The sequence below is a fragment of the Pseudomonas sp. LBUM1676 genome (assembly GCF_059695605.1).
Genome location: NZ_CP166777.1, coordinates 4,318,494 through 4,341,443 on the forward strand (window position 1 = coordinate 4,318,494; position 22,950 = coordinate 4,341,443).

At 61.0% G+C, this 22,950-nt stretch carries 15 protein-coding genes and 1 pseudogene; 7 read left to right on the forward strand and 9 right to left on the reverse strand.

Features of this window, described 5'->3' with window-relative positions:
- Positions 1-73: 73 nt before the first annotated feature.
- The 5 genes from ACA041_RS20070 to ACA041_RS20090 all read right to left on the reverse strand — a co-directional run bounded on the left by ACA041_RS20070 (position 74) and on the right by ACA041_RS20090 (position 6,379).
- The gene (locus ACA041_RS20070) at positions 74-1,390 is read right to left on the reverse strand and encodes an outer membrane protein transport protein (protein ID WP_497436407.1); all 1,317 of its coding nucleotides are present in this window, start codon (positions 1,388-1,390) and stop codon (positions 74-76) included.
- Between the two features lie 163 nt (positions 1,391-1,553).
- Positions 1,554-3,455 carry an acyl-CoA synthetase gene (locus tag ACA041_RS20075; protein ID WP_497436413.1) on the reverse strand — a complete coding sequence of 634 codons (1,902 nt, stop codon included), beginning with the start codon at positions 3,453-3,455 and terminating at the stop codon, positions 1,554-1,556.
- Positions 3,455-4,411: a fumarylacetoacetate hydrolase family protein gene (locus tag ACA041_RS20080; protein WP_497436419.1), complete on the reverse strand. Its 957-nt coding sequence runs from the start codon at positions 4,409-4,411 to the stop codon at positions 3,455-3,457. Before ACA041_RS20080 ends, ACA041_RS20075 begins: the two co-directional genes overlap by 1 nt.
- 175 nt (positions 4,412-4,586) lie before the next feature.
- Positions 4,587-5,678: a VOC family protein gene (locus ACA041_RS20085; RefSeq protein ID WP_497436421.1), complete on the reverse strand. Its 1,092-nt coding sequence runs from the start codon at positions 5,676-5,678 to the stop codon at positions 4,587-4,589.
- Positions 5,679-5,764: 86 nt separating this feature from the next.
- Entirely contained in the window at positions 5,765-6,379 is a 615-nt protein-coding gene (locus ACA041_RS20090; protein WP_497436425.1) for a TetR/AcrR family transcriptional regulator, read from the reverse strand.
- 228 nt (positions 6,380-6,607) lie between these two features.
- Here ACA041_RS20090 and ACA041_RS20095 point away from each other — a divergent pair, with 228 nt between their 5' ends.
- On the forward strand, positions 6,608-7,846 hold the full coding sequence (locus ACA041_RS20095; protein WP_497436430.1) for an NADH:flavin oxidoreductase/NADH oxidase family protein: 1,239 nt from the start codon (positions 6,608-6,610) through the stop codon (positions 7,844-7,846).
- Positions 7,847-7,850: 4 nt separating this feature from the next.
- Here ACA041_RS20095 and ACA041_RS20100 read toward each other — a convergent pair whose 3' ends face one another.
- Together ACA041_RS20100 and mhpA are read right to left on the reverse strand one after the other, a co-directional pair.
- Positions 7,851-8,498: a TetR/AcrR family transcriptional regulator gene (locus ACA041_RS20100; protein ID WP_497436434.1), complete on the reverse strand. Its 648-nt coding sequence runs from the start codon at positions 8,496-8,498 to the stop codon at positions 7,851-7,853.
- Between the two features lie 2 nt (positions 8,499-8,500).
- Entirely contained in the window at positions 8,501-10,159 is a 1,659-nt protein-coding gene (gene mhpA / locus ACA041_RS20105; RefSeq protein WP_497436436.1) for a bifunctional 3-(3-hydroxy-phenyl)propionate/3-hydroxycinnamic acid hydroxylase MhpA, read from the reverse strand.
- A gap of 386 nt (positions 10,160-10,545) precedes the next feature.
- Between mhpA and ACA041_RS20110 the strand changes: the two genes are divergently transcribed.
- From ACA041_RS20110 to ACA041_RS20130, 5 genes are all read left to right on the forward strand, one after another.
- Positions 10,546-13,443, forward strand: a complete 2,898-nt coding sequence (locus tag ACA041_RS20110) for an AAA family ATPase (protein WP_497436437.1) — start codon at positions 10,546-10,548, stop codon at positions 13,441-13,443.
- 226 nt (positions 13,444-13,669) lie between these two features.
- Entirely contained in the window at positions 13,670-13,885 is a 216-nt protein-coding gene (locus ACA041_RS20115) for a hypothetical protein (RefSeq protein WP_497442128.1), read from the forward strand.
- Between the two features lie 117 nt (positions 13,886-14,002).
- Entirely contained in the window at positions 14,003-15,517 is a 1,515-nt protein-coding gene (locus ACA041_RS20120; RefSeq protein WP_497442129.1) for a TolC family protein, read from the forward strand.
- A 29-nt stretch (positions 15,518-15,546) separates the two neighbouring features.
- Positions 15,547-16,659 carry an efflux RND transporter periplasmic adaptor subunit gene (locus ACA041_RS20125; protein ID WP_497436440.1) on the forward strand — a complete coding sequence of 371 codons (1,113 nt, stop codon included), beginning with the start codon at positions 15,547-15,549 and terminating at the stop codon, positions 16,657-16,659.
- Entirely contained in the window at positions 16,656-19,751 is a 3,096-nt protein-coding gene (locus ACA041_RS20130; RefSeq protein ID WP_497436442.1) for an efflux RND transporter permease subunit, read from the forward strand. The genes ACA041_RS20125 and ACA041_RS20130 overlap by 4 nt, the downstream gene beginning before the upstream one ends.
- Positions 19,752-19,776: 25 nt before the next feature.
- Here ACA041_RS20130 and ACA041_RS20135 read toward each other — a convergent pair.
- Positions 19,777-19,938, reverse strand: a pseudogene (locus ACA041_RS20135) (TolC family protein); the annotation flags it as partial.
- A 14-nt stretch (positions 19,939-19,952) separates the two neighbouring features.
- Complete coding sequence (locus ACA041_RS20140; RefSeq protein WP_497436445.1) at positions 19,953-21,044, reverse strand: DUF3616 domain-containing protein; 1,092 nt, start codon at positions 21,042-21,044, stop codon at positions 19,953-19,955.
- Between the two features lie 397 nt (positions 21,045-21,441).
- Here ACA041_RS20140 and ACA041_RS20145 point away from each other — a divergent pair, with 397 nt between their 5' ends.
- The gene (locus ACA041_RS20145; protein WP_497436449.1) at positions 21,442-22,932 is read left to right on the forward strand and encodes an aldehyde dehydrogenase family protein; all 1,491 of its coding nucleotides are present in this window, start codon (positions 21,442-21,444) and stop codon (positions 22,930-22,932) included.
- The last annotated feature ends 18 nt before the right edge of the window (positions 22,933-22,950 follow it).

A 22,950-nucleotide genomic window follows, 5' to 3' on the forward strand; every position in this document is an offset into this window, starting at 1 on the left:
GCTACGTTGCAAAGAGGACCCCGTCGTCCTCTGGATTGAACATGGACTCCATTAAAAAAAGAAGTCCTGTCGATTAGTACCGATAGGTTGCCTGTACTGAAACGCCATGCGCACTGTTGTCGTAGTTGGCACTGTAGGCAGGTTGAAGACCGGATTTGTTCTCCTGATTGACGGAAACTTTGGAATCCCAGAGATAACCATAAGCAAGGTCTATCGTCAGATCGGAACTCGGCGAATAAGCGCCACCCAAGGTCACGGCCTGGCGGTTGCCAACCGGAACGCGTACGCTGCGATCCTCATTTCCCACTGGCGAGGGATCATAGGCGTAGCCTGCGCGGAGCAGCCATTGGGGGTTCAATTGATAGGATGCGCCCACCGCGGTGCTCCACGTGTCGTGCCAGTTCATTAGTTCGGTCATGGTCTCCATGCCAACCGCCTGGCCCACGGGGGAAACACCGCTGTTGATTGCCTTGACCTCCTGGATCCGGCTCCAACGTGTCCAGGTGGCTCCCAGGTATCCGGTCCAGCGACTATTGAATCGATGGGTGATGGACGTATCCACTGATTCGGGCATAGTAATGTCTACTTTGTTGTCATAATTTCCGTCCATGACAGCGCTCGGGGAGCCGGAAACTTCCGTATGCCCTTTGAGGTGATAGCTCACCTTCGAGTGGTAAGTAATTCCCCAACGGGTTGCCTCATTAAAGTCAACCAGCAGGCCAAGGTTGTAGCCAATGGCCGTGTCATCGCCTTTGATGGTGACCAGTGTATCCTCGCCATTGTTCAGGGCGCCGGTGGCCATATAATTCTGAAGCTTGGCATTGAAACGGTTTATGGTCGGTCCGCCACCAATGGACACGTGATCATTGATCCGATAGGCAATGGTGGGCTGCAGGGTTATTTCCTTGGTCGTGCTATAGGAGCCATGGTAGCGGCCCTGAAAACTGCTCTCGTAATCATTGATCAGACCACTCGGCGCATAGAGGCCCACACCAATCGAAAATCGATCGTCAAGCGGCGTCGACATATAAGCGAAGGGCACCACCCCCAAAGGTACCGAGTCCCCCTCATTCGTCCCTGCGACACTGCTCTGCGCATCACTGATGTCGATGTTGGCCGAGACGACCGAGGCACCGCCGGAAATCTCACTGCGCTTCAACTTGGTCAAGCCGGCGGGGTTTCCATAAATGGTGCTGGCGTCCAGCGCCGAAGACGACCTTCCCGCGTAAGCAGTCCCTGCACTGCTTGCACTTTGTTCATTCAGACCGATGCCATTGGCGCCTGCCATTGTAGAGGCGCTGAGGAGTGCGATGGCACTGCTGAACTTAATCCAGATAGCACACTTTTGCTGAACAGAGAGACACGGAATCACGCGGCTATTCAGTTTCATTTTCCACCTCTTGTTTATTGTTTTTGTTGATTGCACGCAGGCAAGGCTTCGCCGTCCTGTGCACTTCTCAGTGCCGGTTGGAGTTGATCGATGTTGTGTAAAAAGCCCTGGCTGAACAGCACCAGGGCATGATTGCTGGACTTACAGATGTGAATTCAGGAACTCAATTAAGCCACTCGGTTTGAAAGCTATAACGCCCCAGGAGCGGAGCCAGGACTTCCTGGCCAGTTCCGGCTCTAATGCAGGCGACAAACCCTCGGCGATTGTCCTGCACTACTTCAACAGCTATATCCGAAAGCCCCAGACGTTCCACTTCCTGCTGGATTACTTTGGCAATTTCGCGCTGCTGCAAGGCGGGCTTGAATATCTTGCCCACGGCCGTCAGTGGCAACGCTTCAAGAATTTCAATGCGCTTGGGAACAGCTGCCCGCTCGCTGATGTTGCGCTGAGCGAATGCCTCAAGTTCTTCGGCGCTGCAGGCTTGCCCGGGGCGTAGTTGAACGTAGGCAACCGGCACCTCGCCCGAGTAGGCATCGGGACTGCCGATTGCAGCGGCCAAGGCGACAGCGGGATGCGCCTGAAGCGCCTCCTCGATTTGCTTGGGATCGATGTTGTGGCCGCCGCGGATGATCAATTCCTTCTTGCGTCCGGTCAGCCAGAAATAACCCTGCGCATCCTGGCGACCCAAGTCGCCTGTATTCAACCAGCGCTGACCGTCGATATCGATCCAGAGGCCCTGGTTATGGCGCTCATCCAGATAGCCTTCGAAGAGGTTCGGACCGCTGATCGTGATGAGGCCGATCTCATCCGCGTTGGCGTCGCGCAAGTACTCTCCCGAATCATCGAGCAAGACCGCGCGCATATTCTGGTAGGCGATCCGTATCCCGATGGAGCCGATATGGCGCTCACCATGGGGCGGATTGATTGAGGAAACGCAGGCGCCCTCGGTGAGGCCGTAACCTTCAAGGATTTTCACTCCGGTACGGCGCTCGAACTCGCGGAACAGCTCAGCCGGCATGGGTGCGGCGCCACAGATTGCATAGCGAAGACTGGAGAGGTCGCGGCCCTGCCATTCATTTTGCAGAAGTGCGGCATAGACAGTGGGCACGCCGGAAAAGAGGTTGATACCGAAGTGCTCGACCATTTCCCAGAATCGTGGGATCACTCCCTCGCCACGATACCCTTGAGGCGTCCCGAGGATCACATGATCGCCTTGAGTCCAAGGCATCAGGCCGGTCACCAGTTGTCCATTGACATGAAACAGCGGCAGGCCACAAAACATAACCTGGACACCACTGCGTGGCTGCATGTGAGCGGCGATGGCCCATGCGTTGAAGATTTCCGAGCCATGCGTACGCGCGGCGATCTTGGGCAGTCCGGTGGTGCCGCCCGTACAGATGTAGGAGGAGCATTCATCCGGGCGGATGTGCCGACCGCTTTTCAGGTGCGTTGACGGTTGAGCATTCATCAGCGATTGCCAATCGTGGATCGCGATACCGCTGTGTAAGTCTCGCTCCTTCAGTGCCGCGGCTTTCAGCGCCCCACGCACAGGTTCGGCGACATAGGGCTCCATGCTGACCCAAACGACAGACTTGATCCCGAGTAAGTCATCCAGTTGTGAAGCCAGTTTGGGCCACAGATCACTGCCTGGAGTCGGCGCGAGTGTCACCACCACGGATGCCTTCGCCGCATTGAGCAAGCCCGCCATCTGCTTGGCCTCAAGCAGAGGATTGATCGCCATGACGATCCCCGCCGCCTCCCCGCCCCATATCGTGAAATGGGTTTGCGGCAGATTGGGCAAAACAAAGGCAATCACCTCGCCCGGTTTTATGCCCAGGTCATCGAAGGCATTTGCCGCGCGGGTGATATCCGCCAAGAGCTGGGAGTAGTTCCACTCGTGGGTGCGCTTGAAATCGGCGGCATCGGCGAAGAAGCTTAGCGCCGGAGCCTGGGGGGTGCGCTCGGCCGCCAGACGCAGCGCTTCATAAGTGCTGCAAGCCAGCCCACGCTCCGACAAGGGGACTCGTTCAAAACTTTCGATGTCATTCAGGCTCTGCACAACCATCAGGCTTCTCCCACGACCCGGTTGCGTTGCACGCCGAGATCGATTACACCGTCGGCGCTGCGAATACGCGCCTCGACCACGTCACCGGCCTTGAGATACTGGGTCCGGCCTTCTTGCGCCTTGAGGAAAAGCTTCCACTTGGTGGCTTCTGGCAAAAGGGCTGCAATGCGCATTTTGCCAGGCGAAGGGATCGTTAGAGCGCAGCCGGCAGGCGTACCGGTGGCGATCAGGTCTCCAACGTCGAGATCTTGCAAGGCGCTGAGTTCGGTCAGGGTTTCCGCGGGGCCGTAAACCAGGTTGGCCGTGCTGTCGTTCTGTCGCACCTGATCGTTGACCGTCAGGCGCAGCTGCAGTTCTTTCAGGTAATGAATGTTCGTGGCATCCAGCAGGCAGAGGTACGGCCCGACCGGGCCGAAAGTGCGGTAGCTCTTACCCTTGTAGAACTGCATCTGGGGAATCTGAATGTCACGCGCCGAGTAATCATTGACGATGACGACGCCGGCAATGAACTCATGCAGATTGGCGTCGGTGACCGCAACAGCGCCGGTGATCGAGCGCTTCATCACCAGGCCCAGTTCGATCTCGTAGTCAAGGAAGCGCACGTGGCGCGGCTTGATCAGGTCGCTGTCAGCCGCCACCAGGCAACTCGTCGCCTTGGTGAAGATCATGTTGAATTTCTTCGCATCCGGGTCCATGCCCGACTCGATCATGTGCTGACGGTAATTGGCACCCTGGCAGACGAACTGCTGGTTACGGGTCACCGGCGACAGCAGTTTTACTTCGCCCTGCGCAAGCTCCGTGCCTTTGAGTTGAGCGAGGTCGTCGATACTGTTCTGGCGAATGAAGTCACCAGTGGTTTCAAAAACACCTGGGACAACCGTGATACGGCCCTGGCGAAGCACGCCCCAGTGGATACCGTTCTGAAATTCAAAGCGGACTACGTGTACAGCAGACATTGAAGGTACTCCTGGAGCGGCGTTTGTCCCGCGCTCGGTGGCGTGGGAACTGTGGTGTTGTTCTGAGGGGGGGCTGGCAACGGTGTAGACCCACGCACTGCCAGCAATCAAAGCGCCGGCTTTAAGCACGTCCCGCCGGCCAAACCGGGTTGAGTTGTCCGACATGGCGGCAGCTCTACCCGAACATCCGCATGAGTGTTACCAACTTGCGCAGGGTCAGGTCCGGGCTGCGTCGCAGGTTGCGGATCAGCAGAATCAGATTGGCCACGCTCATCTTGGGTTTCGTAAAGCTCTTGGGCATGCGCTGCCCCCACTGCGCCATTGCCTCGGGGCTCACCGGATGAATGCCCGTAGGCCGGGTGGCCGTGAAAACATCCCCGTCGCAGTAATGCTCGTGCTTATCGCCCCAAGGGTCTTGCCAGTAATCGAAGATCTGACTGCCCAGAATGTGTCGACCGATGCCCCATGAGTGCTCCCAACCGCGCTCGCGCAGGACGCGCTGTCCCATTCCCACGGCGTCTGCATCGACGACCTCATAGGCGCTATGGCTATAAGTCGCCATGAACCCTTGCGCAATCGCCAGCGTATGGTGAGCCGTGGGCATCTCACCGAGGTCAAGGCGCATGAAGGAGACGATGGGTGTGCCATCGGGAAGTACTTGCACATCACTGGGAATAAGCCCGAAATGCTGCGTATACCAGCCACAGGTCGCCTGATAGTCGGCCACTTCGATGACGATGTGGCCCAGTCTGATGACTTCAGGCGGAGCAATTGGCGGACGCTGTGTGGCATTGATTCGCGGCTGCTCTTGCGCCAGATTCCAAGGAAGAGGAGCCCTGTGTGCCAGAGTTTTATCGCGCGCCTGGTCGTAAACGGCTTCGACGATAAATCCGGATGGATCGGTCAGTCTGACGTAAAACCCTTTGCCAGGATGTTCCGACTTCTCTACCGATGACGCACCCGGGATTCGCGTCAGCTTTTCCAGATCCTTGAGCGATTGGACTTCCAGGCCGAAACCTACAAAGCCTGCCTTTTCTGAACGGTGCACGCGATAACAATAGGCAGTTGGCTCAGTGCCGCGCAGATACAACGTCTCGGCGTCCTGCCGACTTACCGTCAGGCCGAAATCAGTCAGGAAACGCGCCGCCTCATTCAAGTCCGGCCGTTGGAAGATCAGGTGAGTCAGTGCCTGGGCCTTCACTGTCGGCTGCGGATGCCGGGCGGGTTGTGGTGTGGCCAACCGGTACAATTCATTTCTGTTGTTCATTGTTCTTGTTTTCCGGGTTTTTAGGGCAAAGCTGTCCCGCACCCCTGAAAACCAGGGGTGTTGTCTAGTTGGAGTCAGTCAGGTGCTCATTCGAGAGACGGAAGTGCCGGCAACTCTACGGTCGCCAACGCACGCGCCTCCTCTGGCGGCACACCCAATGCCCGCAGCACCAGTTCGGCGGTATCAGAGCCCGATTCGCGCCACGTTTTGTGACCTTCCAGCACCAGGAAAATCGAGCCGAGCACGCTGCTCGATATCAGCGTCAGTACTGAGAGCAATTGCTCCTGCTGAAACGTATAGCGCCCAGTGGTAAGCCCGCCCAGAAGATCCTTCGTCGCCTGGCTGCTGAACATTTCGCGCAACGCCGAATTGCTCATGGCGAATTTATGGATGAACGCGCCCCACTGGGAGTCTTCGTGCGCTCGACGAATGAAGAATCGAATGCCATTGGCAAGCCGATGAGCCGGGTCCGAGAGGGAATCGAAGCTCTTGTTGACGCGCTCATGCATCTCCCTCGCGAGATGGCTGGCGACCGCCTCGAACAGGCTTTCCATGCTGTCGATGTTGCTATAGACCGTTCCGCGCGCCACTCCTGCCTCTTGCGCGAGGTCGAGGATATTCACTTGTGAGGTGCCTCTCTCGGCAAACAGGCGAAAGGCAGCTTGATGGATGCGGCGCTGTGTTGGATTCAGGGATTCCACGGTTCTCTCTCCAGGATTACCTTATGGACCGATTGAACACTTGTGTTCATTTCGCGTCAACCATATTTTTTTGGTCTGTTGGTTCTTCTGTCTGAAAACCGGCCTGAAACCTAATAATCTGGAAACTCTGACCGAGGTCGCCAAATCAATAAAAGCACTGCACATTGACATAATTGAACACACGTGTTCAATTATGCTGGCCGACTTTTATCAGCTGGAGGACAGAACATGACCGGCTCAAATCTCTTCAAACCGCTTCGATTGCCCAACGGCACGGTGATTCCAAACCGGATCGCCAAGGCTGCCATGGAGGAGAACCTTGCCAATGAGGATCACGCTCCAGGGGAAGCGTTGGTCAAGCTCTATCGGAGTTGGGCGGAGGGTGGTGCCGGTCTGATCATCACTGGCAACGTCATGGTTGACCGTCACGCCTTGACCGGACCCGCTGGCGTAGTGCTTGAGGACGATCGGAACCTGGGCAAATTCAAGCTATGGGCCGATGCTTGCCGCAGCCGCGGAGCCCAGGCCTGGATGCAAATCAATCATCCCGGACGGCAGTTGCTGGCTTCAATGGGGCAATCGGCAAGAGGCCCCTCCGCAGTGGCGGTCGATATCCCCGGCCTTTCAAAAGCTTTTGTGCCGCCCAGAGCTTTGGAGGAGCAGGAGATCGAAGAGCTGATTGAGCGCTATACCCAAGCGGCGGTGCTGGCCGAGCGTGCCGGATTCACCGGCGTGGAAATTCATGCCGCGCATGGCTACCTGTTCAGCCAATTCCTTTCGCCCTTGACCAATCGGCGTGATGACCGCTGGGGCGGTAGCCTGGAAAATCGTGCGCAAATTCTATTGAAAACCATCGACGCCATTCGCCAGCGAGTGGCACCGATCTTTTGCGTCGCCGTGAAGCTCAACTCCGCGGACTTTCAGCGCGGCGGGTTCGATGCCGCGGATGCGGCTCGCGTAGTGGAAATGCTTAACGCCAAGGCGGTCGATCTGGTCGAGTTGTCGGGTGGCAGCTACGAAAGCCCGGCCATGCAGGGGCAGACCCGCGATGGCAGCAGCCTGGCTCGAGAGGCCTACTTTCTCGAATTCGCGGAGAAAATAGGAGAAATTGCTCGCATGCCGCTGATGGTCACCGGCGGCGTGCGTAGAAAGGAGGTCGCGGAGCGAGTGGTGAGCGGCTCGGTGTCGATGGTCGGACTTGCCACAGCATTAGCGATCGAGCCAGCCCTGCCGAGGCAGTGGATGGCAGGTCGGGACATCAGGGTGGAGCCCATCGTCGTGCGCTGGAAGAACAAGACGCTGGCATCGCTGGCAGTGGCGTCGGTGATCAAGAAGCAGCTCGGCTTGCTGAGTCAGGGGAAACGGACAAAACCCGGGACGTCGCCACTCATGGCATTGATCGGCAATCAACTGAAGGCTCGTCGCCAGGCCAAGAACTATCGGCAATGGATTGATCAAACCAGATAGAGGATCAGGCCGGTAGCTGCTTGCCGGCGATTTTCCTGGCTCTGGCAGGCGTGACGCCCAGAGCCTGGAGAATCATTTCGGCAACCCGCAGGTCGTGCTCCGCCACCGCACGCCCCTCGACAACCGAGCGCATTGCTCCGGTTGTGCATGACAGTACGATATCCAGGGCAACCCCTTCGTCCGCGTAAGCAAACATGCCCGCACGCAGTCCCTCACGCAGGTCGCCCAGTACATGGTCAGCCAGACGCGAGCGCATGGCCTGGTCGAAATGGATGATGCGCAGCAGCGCATTCGCCCATTGGTGGTCGGCCGCAGCCCGGCACACAAACATGCGCACGCCGATCGAAAGTCGCTGTGCGCCGCAGTGCACGTCCCTGCTCATGGCGGAAATGGCATCGGAGAACTCGGCGGCCATGGCGATGCCAACCGCCTCCAGCACTTCGTCGCGAGTTCGAAAATAGTTGTAGATGGTGCCGTTGGATACTGCGGCTTCCGCAGCTACCTCGAGCAGTGCGATCTCCCCCACTTCCTTACGCGCGATAAGGCGCAACGCCGCGTCCACCAGGCCGCGACGGGTGCGCTCACGCTTCTTGTGACCTCTCGTGAGAGGTTCTGGCGCATCAGCTTCTAAAGGAAGTGTGGGGGAATGCATGATCAAGCTCGTAATCTAATGGGCTCGTTGATGGTAATGGAAACGCTGTCCGCAGTGGCGCCTTCGCTAGCCAGCAGGTTCCTGCAGTCTCGAAGAAGGCTGCCGGCCTCTGAGCCAGGGGCGTGGTGCATGATGATACGGTCGGGGCGAACCGCGACGAGCGTTCCCTTGGCAGCCAGCGGCAGGATCTCATGGTTCATGTCTTCGATGAAGTCACAGCTGCCGCCGGAGCGTTGGCCGCGTGCTCTGATCTCTAAAAAGTGGCCGCCCATTTTTTCCCAGGAAACGACCTGATCAGGGGTGAGCAGTGACAACGGGTCAACACCGAATCCAACCAGGGTCAGGCTATCCCCCAGAGCATCGTCGCTCAGTTTGATCTGCTTTTGCAGGTTGCGGGTCCAGGCCTGGGGAAACAGGCTGCCACGTACCAGCTTGTCGCCCCGGCGATGCTGCACGAACAAGCCGTGTTTGAAGGTGTTCTTCGGCTTGATGTCCAACTGTTCGAAGTACCTCCTGGTAGCGGGAGTCAATGCCAGCATGCGCATCAGGCCGTGGATAAAGAACGCTGCGATCTTGTTCTTGGGCATCACCAGGCGGCCCATGAGTTTCGCCAGATTGATCATCGCCTGGGCATGGGGGCGACGCTCTACGTCATAGGAATCGAGTATTGAAGGCGCGGCATGGCCACGAAGGACCCAGGCCAGTTTCCAGGCAAGGTTGGCGCCATCTCGAAGTCCCGCTACAAGGCCTTGCCCGACAAAAGGAGGGGTGATGTGCGCTGCGTCGCCGGCGAGAAAGACGCGCCCCTTGCTGAATCTGTTGCAGCAGCGCGCGTGGAATCGATACACCGCCTTTCGTTCGATTTCCAGCTCCTGCGGGTTGATCCAGGGCGCGATCAGCCGGGCTATGCTTTCCGGGCTTTCCAGCTCTTCCCGGGACTCGCCGGGTTGCAGCATGAACTCCCAACGCTCCCTGCCGCCGGGTGCAGGCATGTGCGGCGTCGGGCGGCGCGGATTACAGATAAACTCAACGTGATCAATCGCTGACTTATGCCGGTTCTTGACATCGACAATCAGCCAATCCTCCGCATAGGTCTGCCCTTCGAACTCCTGGCCAATCAGCCCTCTGACCCTGGAGCTAGCGCCATCCGCTCCGATCAGGTACTGGGCGCGAACGGAATGCGACTGCCCATTCTCATCCCGTACGGAAGCGAAGACGCAGTCTGACACCTCATCCAGGCTCTCCAGCTCGAAGCCACCCAGGCTGGTCACGGTTTTTAGCCGGGAAACCTCGCCGCGCATCGCGTGCTCGAGGTCGGGTTGATAGAACGTCACGAGTTTCGAATGGCCGTCGACGCACCCCTCGGTATTGGCTCGACCGAACTGCCCGAGTACCGGGGAGTGCATCCTCACTTCAGGGATAACGATCTTCTCGAAAGCGTCTTCCGACAAACCGGCTTGTTGCAGGATGCGCAGCGCCTCGTTGTCCAGAGCAATGGCACGCGGCATCAGTACGACGTCATGGACCTTGTCCAGTACCAGGGTCGTGACCCCATAGCGGCCGAGCAGCGCAGCGATGGTCGCACCTACCGGACCATAACCGATAACCAGCACGTCGACGGCGGCGGGAGGCAATTCGCAAACTTTCTTGTTGTTGTTCATCTCGGGCCCTTGTTGTGATTGAAGTCGTGAGACGCGAGGTCTCATCGTCAGGCAAGGTCAAGGTATTCAATATTGAGAGATATTTCAATATTGATGTTTTTGTCATTAATTTTTTGGGATCATGCTCAACCCGCGATGGGACAAGGGGCGAGCTGAATTGCGCGGCGTGAACCGATTTTGCGCATATGGCATTTTCCGACCGGCGACGCTTGGCTTCAGCGCCGATCAGCGTTGTCATTGGAGCAATGGCTAAGACTGCCAAGGCTGGAGAGCCGTTGATTGAAAAGGCTGGTCGACAGGGAAGTCGGGCACATCGGTTTTCAGTATCCAACCCCCTGTGAAGCTTCGCGGCGCACAACCCTGTTTTTAGTCTTTAGGAATCAACCGTGGCACGTCCGCAGCCCCATCCAGATCCAGTCTTGCTCTGCTTCTTCGAATTCGAGCTCGACGAGTCCAACGCCTGCTTGTTGCGTAATGGGGAAACCGTTGCAGTGGCACCGACGCCTTTCACGTTGTTATGCGTGCTGGCACGCCAGCCAGGGTCGCTGGTAACCAAGGATGCCTTGCTTGATGCTGTGTGGGGGCATCGGTTCGTCAGCGATTCGGTCCTGAAAACGGCCATCAGCGATCTGCGCAAGGTACTGGGCGACGACCCCAGGGATCCTCGCTTCATCGAAACGGTGTCGCGGCGCGGCTATCGCTTCATCGCCCCACCCTCCTCCGCACTTTCGATGCCGCCTGCATCCGCGACGATTACAGCGACCGGCACACCTTCGTCACCGTCATTCATCGGTCGCACTGACGAGGTCGCGAGGCTGCAAAAGGCCTGGGAGCGGGCGAATGACGGCCAGCGCGCAGTGGTCTGGCTCGCCGGCGAGCCGGGAATTGGCAAGACCACGCTGATCGAACATTTCCTCACTGGCCTTGGCGACATCGCCTGCGCACGCGGCCATTGCGTGGAGCACTATGGCGCCGGCGAGCCGTATCTGCCGGTGCTGGAGGCGTTAGCCGATCTGTGCCGCAGCGACCCCACCCTGCCGGCGCTGATGCGCGCCGTGGCACCGGCGTGGCTGCTGCAACTCCCGTGGCTGAGTACCGCGCAAGAGCGAGACGCGTTGCGGCGCGAGCTTGCCGGCATCGGCCCGGACCGCATGCTCCGGGAAATGGGCGAATTGCTGGACCGCTGCACGGAGCAGCGACCGCTGTTGCTGGTGACCGAAGACCTGCATTGGAGCGATCGGGCGACGGTCCAGCTCATCAACTATGTGGCACGGCGACGTGGCCGCACGCGGCTGATGTGGCTGTCGAGCTTCCGCCTCGCCGAGGTGGTTGCGCTCGATCATCCCCTTAGCTCGTTGCGCCACGAACTGCGCCTGCAACGTCTGTGCGAGGAGGTGGTGCTGGACCCGTTCTCGGAAACCGAGGTCGCTGACTATGTTGCGCTGCGCTCGACCTCGCTGGCTCGCGATGAAGCCTTCGTGCGCGCCCTGCATGATCGGACCGACGGTGTGCCGTTGTTCGTTTCGTCAATCACCAGTGAAGTGATGGACCCAAAGGACGACAAAACCACCATCGAGGCTCGGCTTGCGGATCTGGCGGTTCCCGAAAACCTCGCAGCCATCATTGATCACTACATCGCCAGGCTGGGTCCGGAGCAACGTACCCTCCTCTCGGCCGCAGCGGTATGCGGGGTTGAATTTCGAATCGAGACGGTTTCGCTGGCCCTCGAGCGCGACCTCGCTTCGGTGGCCCACGCCTGTGAAGAGCTGATACGCGAACAGGTATGGCTCATACGATCGCGGGCCACAGAAGTTGAAGAGACGGTAGAGCCACCCCACTTTTTCCGACATGCTCTCTTCCGCCAAGTGTTGTACGACCGCACGCCGCGCTCATTGCGCACTCAACTCCATCGTCAGGTCGGCGCTGCCCTCGAACGCGAGCGCGCAGTCGGCGTACCGGTTGCGGCCTCGGAGCTGGCGATGCACTTCGACCGCGCCCGACAGCCGATGATTGCGCTGCGTTACTACGCCGAGGCCGCAGAAGCTGCGCTGCTGCACTTCAGCCCGGACTTGAGCTACGGCCTCACTGGGCGCGCCTTGGTCCTGTTGATGCAGGCACCCGAAGGGACGGAGCGCAATGCGCTCGAAATTACCCTGGCTACGCTGCAGGGGGTTTCGGCTTTCCACATGTTCGGTGTCGGCAGCGAAGCAAAAAGCGCCTTCGAACGTGCATACAGGCTGTTGGCGGATGTCCCCGAACACCCCATGCGTGGTCGTCTGCTACACGGATTCGGCTATCTGCTTGGTCTGCGCGGCGACTATGCGCTGGCGCTCGAGGTGGCGGAGCGTGCTGAAGCCCTCTCCTGCGAAGCAAATGATCAAGAGCTCATGCTGGCGGCATGCATCGTCCAGGGCGAGGTGCATCACCTCCAGGGACGCACAAAAACGACTCGCCGTTGGCTGGAACGCGCCCTCGCGATCGCCGAGCCGCTGGACATCGGGACGAACGAGATTTTTGCGGCTGATCCTCAGGTCATGCTGCACGGCATGCTGGCTATAGAACTCTTGCGTTCTGGTCTGGTTGAGCAAGCCCGAGTCCACAGGCAGCAGGCCCGGGTTCGCGCGCAGGCGTTGCGCCAGCCCATGACCTGGCTGGTCGCCGCCTGGCACGAGGTATTGATCGAGGTGAGGATGGGAAACCCTGTGCGTGTAGCAGCGCTGGCTGACGACATGCAAAAGTTAGTCGATGAATATTCGCTCGCACTGGGGCGTACGGCTTGCCGCTGGTGGCACGGTTGGGCCGACGCGCGCAGCGGCTCCCCGAGCGACGGCTACCGTCGCATCCGCGAAGCCTACGAAGAACACACCGGACTCGGCATGCGCTCCGGAGCCAGCGAGGTACTTGGCTACGCCGCTGAGGCGCTGCTGCTGGCAGGCGAATGCAACGCAGCGCAAGTCGAGCTACAGGAAGCACTTCGGGTGGGCGAGGAACTGGGCGAGCGCGTATACCTGCCGCAGCTATTGCTGCTGGAAGCAGCGATCTCGCGAGCACAGGGTCAGCCCGACGCCGGCATCGCTGCGGTGCGGCGCGCGGTTGAAGAAGCTCGCGCCCAGGAAGCACCGTGGCTGGAGCTCCAAGCGCTGGTCGAACTGTGCGAGCTCCCTGACGCTACGGCCGAGGACCAACAGGCATTGGCCACGTTGGTTGACCAGTCACCCGAAACGGACGTAACCGATCTGGCGCACCGTGCGCGCTCGCTGATTCACGCTGCACCGTCGATTTGAAGAGTTAAGGGCGAAAACTTGTGGGAGCGAGCCTGCTCGCGATGACGGCGGTACATTCAGCATCATTATTGTCTGACCCGCCGCTATCGCGAGCAAGCTCGCTCCCACAGGGGCTGCGGTGTTCAAGGCCTTAACCTGTCCCGACCGAAGTCTGACCTTTCGCTTACGACTCGCCCCAGGGGGCCGCTTACGCTGTCGTCGAACTTTCTTGCCCCCCTGGTCTGCGATGATCCTGAACCCTGAATCCAAATACCCGAGCCGCCGCTCTTACGTCGTGAAGCTGCGTAGCGACGCCGCGCCGGGGGCCCTGGTGGGCCGCCTCGAAAACCTGGTCACCGGGCGACAGCGCGAGTTTTCCTGCGCCGAAGAGCTGCTGGAGTCGATTGCCTCGGACCTCGCGTTGGCAACCGGCGAGCACACGGCCGATGCCGGCGACGAGTGACGCCTCCATCACGAACGAGTGCTCGATATGGCGACCGAACGGCGACCCTTCGCTGACGACTTCGCGCACACCGAGCCCTACGCTGATGCCACCTCGAATCTTCACGAGCCCAATCCGATGCCGCGATTTCCAACTTTCCACCTGTTGACCCGCAACACCGGGCAGACGCCCCTGCAACATGCCGAACGCGTAATCGGTGTCGTAAAGGGTGCGGCGCTCGCCGCGTCCATCGCCCTGATCCTGACCGGTTGCTCCACGGTGGTCCTTAAGCCATCGGTAGACGTGCCGGCCAGGTTCGCCGCAAGCACGGCCTCCGAGATGGAACCCGAAACCGTGTGGTGGAAGACTTTCAACGACCCGGTGTTGACGGATCTGGTGCGCCGCGCGATGGACGAGAATCGTGACATCAAGATAGCCGCCGAGCGCGTGCGCGCCGCTCGCGCCGGTGAGACGATCAGTAGCTCCTGGCTCTTCCCGAGTGTCGGAATGTCCGCCTCCGGCTCCGACCGTAGCAGCGGCTACAGCACGGCCAAGAAGCAGGGTTATCCAGATACCAGGACCGCGAGTGCAGGCCTGGACGTTTCGTGGGAACTCGACCTGAGCGGACGCCTGCGCGCTGGCGCGGATGCCGCCGAAGCCGAAGCACTGGCCGCAGAGGACGGCGTACGCGGCGTGCGTCTGCTGGTAATGAGCGATGTGGCCAGCAACTATTTCACGCTGGTCGGTGCGCTGCGCCAGGCCGAAACATTACGCGCGATCTCTAAGGCGCAGGACGAGACACTGCGCCTGGTTAACGCGCGCCACCGTGTAGGACTGGCAACCGCCTTCGACGTCGAGCGCGCACAGACCGATGCCGCTTCGGCGCGCGCGCAGATCCCTCCGCTGGAAACCCTGACTGCTGTGGCGCGGCACCGCATCGCGGTATTGATCGGTGACCAGGCCTTTAACGCTGCGAGCATCCAGCCCTCCCCCGGCAACGTGGTGGCGCCCGAGGCCCGGCAGGGGCAGCCCGCCACCCTGCTGCAACGTCGGCCTGATGTACTGGCGCTGATGGCGCAACTCGATGCCGCCAATGCGCGCCGTAAAGAAGCCGCGGCCGAGTGGTTTCCGCGGCTGTTCCTCGGTGCATCCTACGGCCGCCAGGGCCTTGAGCTGAACGGGCTGGATATGGGCGCCGCACGCTTCACCAACGTGGCCGCTCTGCTCACCATGCCGATCTTCAACGCCGGGCGCACACGCGCGATCAACGAGGTCGCCGAGAGCGGCCAGCGTGAGGCGCTGCTGCGTGCCGAGGACGGCATTGTGCGTGCGCTCGAGGACGTGGAAAACGCGCTCGTCACACAAGCGCAAGAACGCCAGCGCGCTGCGTCGCTGCAGTCGGCCGCCGAGTCCGCGGAGGCTGCGTTGAGCCACGCGCAGTCCCTCTATGACAGGGGACAGATCGACTTGTTGCCGCTGCTGGACGCGCAACGGGCGCGCCTGGCGGTGCGCCTGAGTGCCAACGACAGCAACACCCGTCTACTGCTCGATAGCGTACAGCTCTACAAGGCCCTGGGCGGAGGCTGGCAAGTGTTCGAACAACCCGCCACGCCCACAGCAGCCACCGCAGCCGACCGGCCACCACTTTCCTGAGAATTTTCGTTTTACAAAGAGGAACTGCCTTGAAAACCTCCCTTACTGCGGCCGGCGCCCTGGCTGTAGCCGTCATGCTTTGCGCGTGTAGCCCCGACCAGCCCACCGTGCAGGCACCACGACCGGTGCGCACCGTTGCAATCAGCTACGACAATGCCCGCGACAGCAGTCGCTATGTGGGCACCGTACAGTCGCGACATGAAGTCGACCAGGCCTTCCGCGTGGGTGGCAAGGTAGCTCAGCGCAAGGTCGAGGTAGGCCAGTTTGTGCGTGAAGGCGACATCCTGGCTGTGCTGGACGACAGCGACTACCGCCTCGCTGAAGAATCGTCGCGACAACAGTGGTCAGTTGCTGTCGAGCAGTCACGCCAAGCGGATTCGGACCGCCAGCGCCTGACCGCGTTGAAGGCTGACGGCTCGGTCAGTGCGGCCGACGCCGAGCGCGCGCAGACCAATGCCCAAACCGCGCATGCGACCGCCGAGGCCGAGGCTCGAAAGCTCGAACTCGCGCGCAACCGCCTCAAGTACACCGTGCTGCGCGCCTCGCGCAGCGGCGTCGTCACGGCTGTGCGCTTTGAGTCCGGGCAGGTCGTGCCGGAGGGTCAACCGGTTGTCTCGATCGCGAACCCGGATGAATCCGAGATCGTCATCGACGTGCCCGAGGATCAGCTAGCCGTCTTCAAGGACGCGCGTTTCAAGGCCTCGCTGGCCAGTGCGCCGAACGAAACCTTCGATGTCACGCTGCGCGAGCTGTCGCCGCAGGCCGCGGCGCAGACGCGCACCTATCGCGCGCGGCTTAAGCCGTTACAGGCGCTGCCGCTGGGCGCCACCGCCACGGTGGTAGCCGAGCGAGTCATGACAAGTGTCTCTGTGGCGGCAGTGCCAGCCACGGCATTGACGCAGCGTGACGGTCAGCCGGCGCTGTGGGTGGTCACGCCCACGGGCAATGATCCGGCAGGCATCGTCGATCTGGAGCCTGTGACAGTTTTGGGCTACCGCAATGACGAGGTGCTCGTCTCCGGGCCGCAGGCTGGCGTATTGGTCGTTACCGCCGGCGTCCAGAAGATGACGTCCGGACTGAAGGTCGCGCTCCCCGATGCGGCGATCGTTGACGCGAATACCATGCAGCAGGCCGCCCGATGAACAACCTCAACCTCACCGACTGGGCGCTGCGCCATCGCGCCGTCGTCCTGTTCATGCTCCTCATTGTCGCGGTGGCCGGCGCCTTCAGCTTCACCAGGCTCGGTCAGCTCGAGGATCCGAACTTTTCCGTGCCCTCCATGACCGCCATGGTCATCTGGCCGGGCGCCACCGCCCAGCAGTTGCAGGACCAGGTCCTCAATCGCATGGAGAAGAAATTCGAGCAGATCGACAACTTCGAAACGGTGGTCACCTACGCGCGGCAAGGCTACGCGGGCATGACACTCACCGTGCGCGGCGGCATCTCCAAGGCTGACCAGCGCGAGGCCTGGTATCAGGCGCGCAAGAAGCTCAATGACCTGAGCCTGGAGATGCCTGACGGCGTGATCGGCCCGATCCTGAACGACGAGTACGGCGATGTGTATGGCTTGATGTACGCGGTCAAGGGTGACGGCGTCGGCCACGCCGACCTGTCGGACGCAGCCGAGGACATCAAGCGCCGCATGCTGAAGGTGCCGATGGTCAAGAAAATCGACGTCGTTGGCAAGCAGGCCAAGCGTGTCTACGTCGAGTTCTCGCACGAACGCCTGGCAGCGCTGGGCATTACCCCGCTGGCCATCGCCGAAAGCCTCAAGAGCCAGAACGCAATGCTGCCCGCAGGCCAGATCGACACCCGCGGCGACCGCGTCATGGTGCGTGTGAGTGGCCAATTCGCCAGCGAAGAGGCTATTCGCAACGTGCCCATCTCTGCGGGCGGCCGGCTGATCAAGCTCGGCGACATCGCGACCGTTGCCCGTGGCTTCGAGGATCCGCCGACCTACACGGTACGCCACAACGGGCAGCCAGTGCTGATGCTCGGCATCACAATGACCAGCGACGGCAACATCGTGGACCTTGGCAAGGCGATGGACACGGCCGTCGCCAAGATCCAGTCCGAGCTGCCGCACGGCGTGGAGCTGGAGCTGGTGGCCGACCAGCCGACCACGGTGAAGGATGCAATCCTGGACTTCGGGCGCGCGCTGGCCGAGGCGTTGATCATCGTGATCGCGGTGAGCCTGGCCAGCCTGGGCTGGCGCGCCGGCCTCGTGGTCGCGGCCACGGTGCCGCTGGTGCTGGGCGGCGTGGCGCTGGTGATGCTGGCGATGGGCTGGAACCTCGAACGCATCTCGCTCGGCTCACTGATTATCGCGTTGGGACTGCTGGTGGATGACGCCATCATCGCCATCGAGATGATGGTGGCGAAGATGGAAACCGGCATGGACCGCGTGAAGGCGGCCGCTTTTTCCTATCAGTCCACCGCCATGCCGCGCCTGACCGGCGCGCTGATCACCGTCGTAGGCTTCCTGCCGATCGGCCTCTCGAAGTCCACCACCGGCGAGTACGCGGGTGGCATTTTCTGGATCGTTGGCGCCGCGGTGCTGTTCTCGTGGATCTGTTCCGGTATCTTCACACCGTACCTGGCGGTCAAGATGCTGCCCAACGACTTGGGCACGCACCAGCACGCCGATCCGCACGACACCAGATTCTACCGCAGCCTGCGCCGCCTGATCGACGCCGCCATCGAGCGCCGCTGGGTGGTCATCGGTGCAACGGTTGGCGCTCTGGTGCTCGCTCTGGCCTGTATCAAGCTGGTGCCGCAGCAATTCTTCCCCAACAGTTCCCGTCCTGAACTGGTCATTGACCTGCGTGTAAAGGAAGGCTCCTCGTTCACCGCGACGACCGAACAGGTCAAGCACATGGAGGAGATACTGGCGAAGGACGAGGACGTACGTTTCTATACCGCCTACACCGGCGCTGGCGCACCGCGCTTCTATCTCTCGCTCAACCCCGAGCTGCCCAATCCGGGTTTTGCCCAGTTCGTTGTGATGACCAAAGATCTGGATGCACGCGAGCGAGTACGTGCGCGGCTGGTGGCCTCGGTTGACCAACAATTCCCACAGGCATGGGTACGCGTGACCCGGCTCGAGTTGGGGCCACCTGTCGGCTACCCGGTGCAGTTCCGCGTCGTAGGCCCCGATACCCAGGTGGTGCGCAAGATCGCCCGCGATGTGGAGAAGGTGGTGGCGTCCAACCAAAAGGTACGCGACCTCCAGCTCGACTGGAACGACCCGGTGCGTGCGCTGAAAGTGGAGCTTGATCAGGACAAGGCGAGCGCGCTTGGCCTCACGCCAGCCGACGTGTCATTGGCGACACAGACCGTGATGAACGGCGCAACCCTGTCGCAGCTGCGTGAGCGCGAGGACCTGATCGACATCGTGGCCCGTGCCGTGCCAGAGGAACGCCTGAACGTCGACACTCTGAAAAACATCAACCTTTACACACGCCAGGGCACAGTGGTGCCGCTGTCGCAAGTCGCACAGGTGCGCTCGGAACTGGAAGAGCCGGTACTGTGGCGCCGCAACCGCGACATGGCGATCACGGTGCGTGCCGATGTGAAGGATGGTGAGCAGGGAGTATCGGTGACGCAGGAAATCCAGCCGTTGCTTAAGGACATCGAAGCCAAGCTGCCGACCGGTTACCGCATCGATGTGGGGGGAGCCGTTGAGGAAAGCGACAAGGCCAACAAGGCGCTGCTCGCGGTGGCCCCACTGATGCTGATCACCATTTTGCTGTTGCTGATGCTGCAATTGCAGAACTTCTCCCGCATGTGGATGGTAGTGCTGACCGCTCCGCTGGGCCTGATCGGTGTGGTGCCGGCGCTGCTGGTGTTCCAGTCGCCGCTGGGCTTCGTCGCCATCCTGGGCATCATCGCACTGGGTGGCATGATCATGCGGAACGCGGTGATCCTGATCGATCAAGTGCAAATCGAGATCGCCGAAGGGCGCGACCCGTGGAACGCTGTACTGGATGCCGCCATTCACCGAGCCCGTCCGGTGATGCTGACGGCACTGGCCACCGTGCTTGCAATGATCCCGCTAACGCGCAGTGTGTTCTGGGGTCCGATGGCAATTGCGATCATGGGCGGCCTTACCATGGCGACGCTGCTGACGATTTTCTTCGTCCCGGCGTTGTACGCCGCATGGTTCAAGGTGGATCGCCAGACGGCTGCTGACACCCAACAGGTGAGGAGTGACGCCGCGTTCGCGCCTGAGTGATGAGTGCCGGGGGCACTATGCTCCCGGCAGCACTGGAGCCAATCTGCGAACCACCGCCGGCGGTGAAACCGAGGAATCCGCTCAAGCTCACTCGGGGCAACGGGTCGGCGGTGGCCACACCAGTATCTTGCGTAGCGCAAGCCAGTCTGCGCTCGGCGGCGAGCACATCGGGACGCCGGCGCAGAAGTCAGGGTGCGTGGCTCAGTTCAGGATGAACAGGTCCCCTTCCACATCCGTATCGCCGTGTTTACGACTCTGCGCCGCGGAGTCGTAGAGGATCAGCAAAACCTCCCCAAGCTGCTCGCCCGATTCGAACAGACACATGCCCTCAGCGTGATCGTTGCCTTGCCCGAACGGCACGTCCAGCACCTTCTCCAATTGATCGGTAAAGATCACGCTTTCCTCGTCTGACGCGAAACCGCCGCGCCAGCGAAAGACCGTTACCGGACCGTCCTGATCCATAGTGGGACCCGCCAGGATCAGCAGATCGTCACCGCTAGTGCACAGGTCTCGCAAGCCCAGGCCATTTAGCGCGAAGAAGTGCTTGCGGTAGCGGCATCCATCCGGACCGATCTTCTTAAGCACCAGCGTGTCAGTCGAGGCGTCGCTCAGCTCAGGTTCTATCTCCAGCAACACAGCCCAGCCGCGAAGGACCGGTCCGCGCAGCCCTAGCAGAAGACGCGAGCCGATCACCACCAATCCTTCGATATCGAAGCCGTTGTCTTTACCCGGGATACTCAGGAAGTCGCGTAGCTGAGGATCTTCAGCAATTGCCGTGGTCAGGTCGTTGCTGACCTCGTTGCCATGTAGCTGCGCCGCGGTACGTCCGTCGGCATCCACCTTCCTGGCGAGTGCATAGCCGTCGTTCTGCCGTACCACAGGGATGCGCGCCAGCAGAAAGCGATTGCCCTTCGCCTCGACTGTCGACAGGCGCTTGATATTCTTGCGTGCCGGAGTGCCAGCCTCGGCCTTCTTTCGCTTCAGGCTATGGGAGCCCACCACCCAGAGGTAACCACTGTCAGGGACGTAGGCCAAGCCCTCGATATCGATCTCGGCGTCTTGTTTAGGTAGGGGCAGATCCAGATATTCCAGGAGCTGAAACGATTGGTGCCCATCGCACGTTACGACCTCGCCGGGCGCAGCATCCTGGATTTTCAGGCATTCCAGGCTCGTGGTTTCGTCGTTGGCCACCCAAAGTGTGTCGCCAATCTGCTGAGCGACCGAAAGGCCATCGCGCAACGACGCAAACGCTGGATCAAAGCTCAACATCGCAGCATTGCTTCGGTCGTTCATTAGCGGTCTCCTGTCTTTGTGGCGCTGCGCGCCGGTCCTTAAAAACCTAGGCTAGTGGGGCTATCCGACGATAATCAAGACCATGAGCTAGTACGTTTTCTCACAGTCGATAGAGTGCTGGGGAATAACCTGCCATCCAGCCCGCACGACCAGTCATTTCCCCGGCTGACGTGCGCCATGAACCGGGCCTTTGTGCTGGCCTGGTCGCCTCAGCGGGGGCGCTACTGTCCCGTTCTGAGACAGTTGTACGGGTTCGATACAGCCCTCCCTTCGTCGCTCCTGTCCGGATTGCCCACCGGTAAGGCCGGGCGCCCAGCGCCCGCGGTGCTTTAGTCGGGGCTGGCACAGGCGTTGCTCCAGGGTCAGGTACAAGACCCACAACAACGAGGCCTCGCCCATGGAAAACCTGCCGCTGCATCCCAAGACCGTCGAATTCCTCTCCAGACAACCGCGTATGCTGATCGGCGCCGAATGGACGCACGCCGCCAGCGGCGCGACCCTGGCCGTGCGCAACCCGGCCACCGGCAACCTCCTGCTGGAAGTGCCGTCCGCCAACCATGTCGATGTAGACCGCGCCGTGCAGGCCGCGCGGCGCGCCTTCGATGACTCCGCCTGGAGCCGCATGCGCCCACGCGAGCGGCAGAACCTGCTGTGGCGGCTGGCCGACCTGATCGAGCGCGATACCCAGGTGATCGCCGAGCTGGAATGCCTGAACAACGGCAAGAGCGTGCAGATGGCCCGCCTGGTGGACGTACAACTTTCCATCGACTCCCTGCGCTACATGGCCGGCTGGGCCACCAAGCTCTCGGGCAGCACAGTGGATCCGTCCCTGCCGCTGATGCCGGACAGCGAATTCCACGCCTTCATCCGCCGCGAGGCAGTGGGTGTGGTCGGCGCCATCGTTGCCTGGAACTTTCCGTTCATGCTGGCATGCTGGAAACTCGGCCCGGCCTTGGCCACCGGTTGCAGCCTGGTACTCAAGCCGGCGGACGAAACACCGCTGAGTGCCCTCAAGCTGGCCGAACTGGTGCTGGAGGCCGGCTACCCCACCGGCGTGTTCAACGTGGTCACCGGCACCGGCCTCAACGCTGGCGCGGCGCTGACCAGCCACCCAGGCGTGGACAAGCTGACCTTCACCGGCTCCACCGAAGTGGGCAAGCAGATCGGCAAAGCGGCCATGGACAACATGACCCGCGTCACCCTGGAGTTGGGCGGCAAGTCGCCAACAATCGTCCTGGCCGACGCCGACCTGCAGGTGGCCGCCGCGGGTGCCGCCAGCGCCATCTTCTTCAACCAGGGCCAGGTGTGCTGCGCCGGCTCGCGTCTGTACGTGCACCGCAAGCACTTAGACCGGGTGGTGGGCGACATCGTCGATATCGCCAATGGCATGAAGCTCGGTAACGGCCTCGACCCCAGCGTGGCCATGGGTCCGCTGATCTCCGCCAAGCAACAGGATCGGGTGCACAACTACATCGAGATGGGCCGCGAACTGGGCGCCACCATCGCCTGCGGCGGCGGGAAGTTCGGTCCCGGCTACTTCGTCCAACCCACGGTGATCGTCGACGTCGACCAGAAGCATCGCCTGGTGCAGGAGGAGATCTTCGGCCCGGTGCTGGTGGCCATGCCCTTCGACGACCTTGACGAAGCCGTGCACCTGGCCAACGACAATAGCTACGGCCTAGGCGCCAGCATCTGGTCCAACGACATGAGCGCGGTGCACCGCATGATCCCGCGCATCAAGTCCGGCTCGGTCTGGGTCAACTGCCACAGCGCCCTCGACCCGGTACTGCCCTTCGGCGGCTACAAGCTCTCCGGCGTCGGCCGCGAATTGGGTGCGGCGGCCATCGACCACTACACCGAACTGAAGACGGTGATGATCAAGCTGTAACCCCTTTCAGGCTGGGGC

Bases quoted from the DNA above. Each gene is read 5' to 3' on its own strand.
- ACA041_RS20095 (WP_497436430.1), top strand. From the start codon at position 6,608: ATGACCGGCTCAAATCTCTTCAAACCGCTTCGATTGCCCAACGGCACG.
- ACA041_RS20145 (WP_497436449.1), top strand. From the start codon at position 21,442: ATGGAAAACCTGCCGCTGCATCCCAAGACCGTCGAATTCCTCTCCAGA.
- ACA041_RS20075 (WP_497436413.1), bottom strand. From the start codon at position 3,455: ATGGTTGTGCAGAGCCTGAATGACATCGAAAGTTTTGAACGAGTCCCC.
- ACA041_RS20085 (WP_497436421.1), bottom strand. From the start codon at position 5,678: ATGAACAACAGAAATGAATTGTACCGGTTGGCCACACCACAACCCGCC.
- ACA041_RS20120 (WP_497442129.1), top strand. From the start codon at position 14,003: ATGCCGCGATTTCCAACTTTCCACCTGTTGACCCGCAACACCGGGCAG.
- ACA041_RS20115 (WP_497442128.1), top strand. From the start codon at position 13,670: ATGATCCTGAACCCTGAATCCAAATACCCGAGCCGCCGCTCTTACGTC.
- ACA041_RS20080 (WP_497436419.1), bottom strand. From the start codon at position 4,411: ATGTCTGCTGTACACGTAGTCCGCTTTGAATTTCAGAACGGTATCCAC.
- ACA041_RS20100 (WP_497436434.1), bottom strand. From the start codon at position 8,498: ATGCATTCCCCCACACTTCCTTTAGAAGCTGATGCGCCAGAACCTCTC.
- ACA041_RS20140 (WP_497436445.1), bottom strand. From the start codon at position 21,044: ATGAACGACCGAAGCAATGCTGCGATGTTGAGCTTTGATCCAGCGTTT.
- mhpA (WP_497436436.1), bottom strand. From the start codon at position 10,159: ATGAACAACAACAAGAAAGTTTGCGAATTGCCTCCCGCCGCCGTCGAC.
- ACA041_RS20130 (WP_497436442.1), top strand. From the start codon at position 16,656: ATGAACAACCTCAACCTCACCGACTGGGCGCTGCGCCATCGCGCCGTC.
- ACA041_RS20070 (WP_497436407.1), bottom strand. From the start codon at position 1,390: ATGAAACTGAATAGCCGCGTGATTCCGTGTCTCTCTGTTCAGCAAAAG.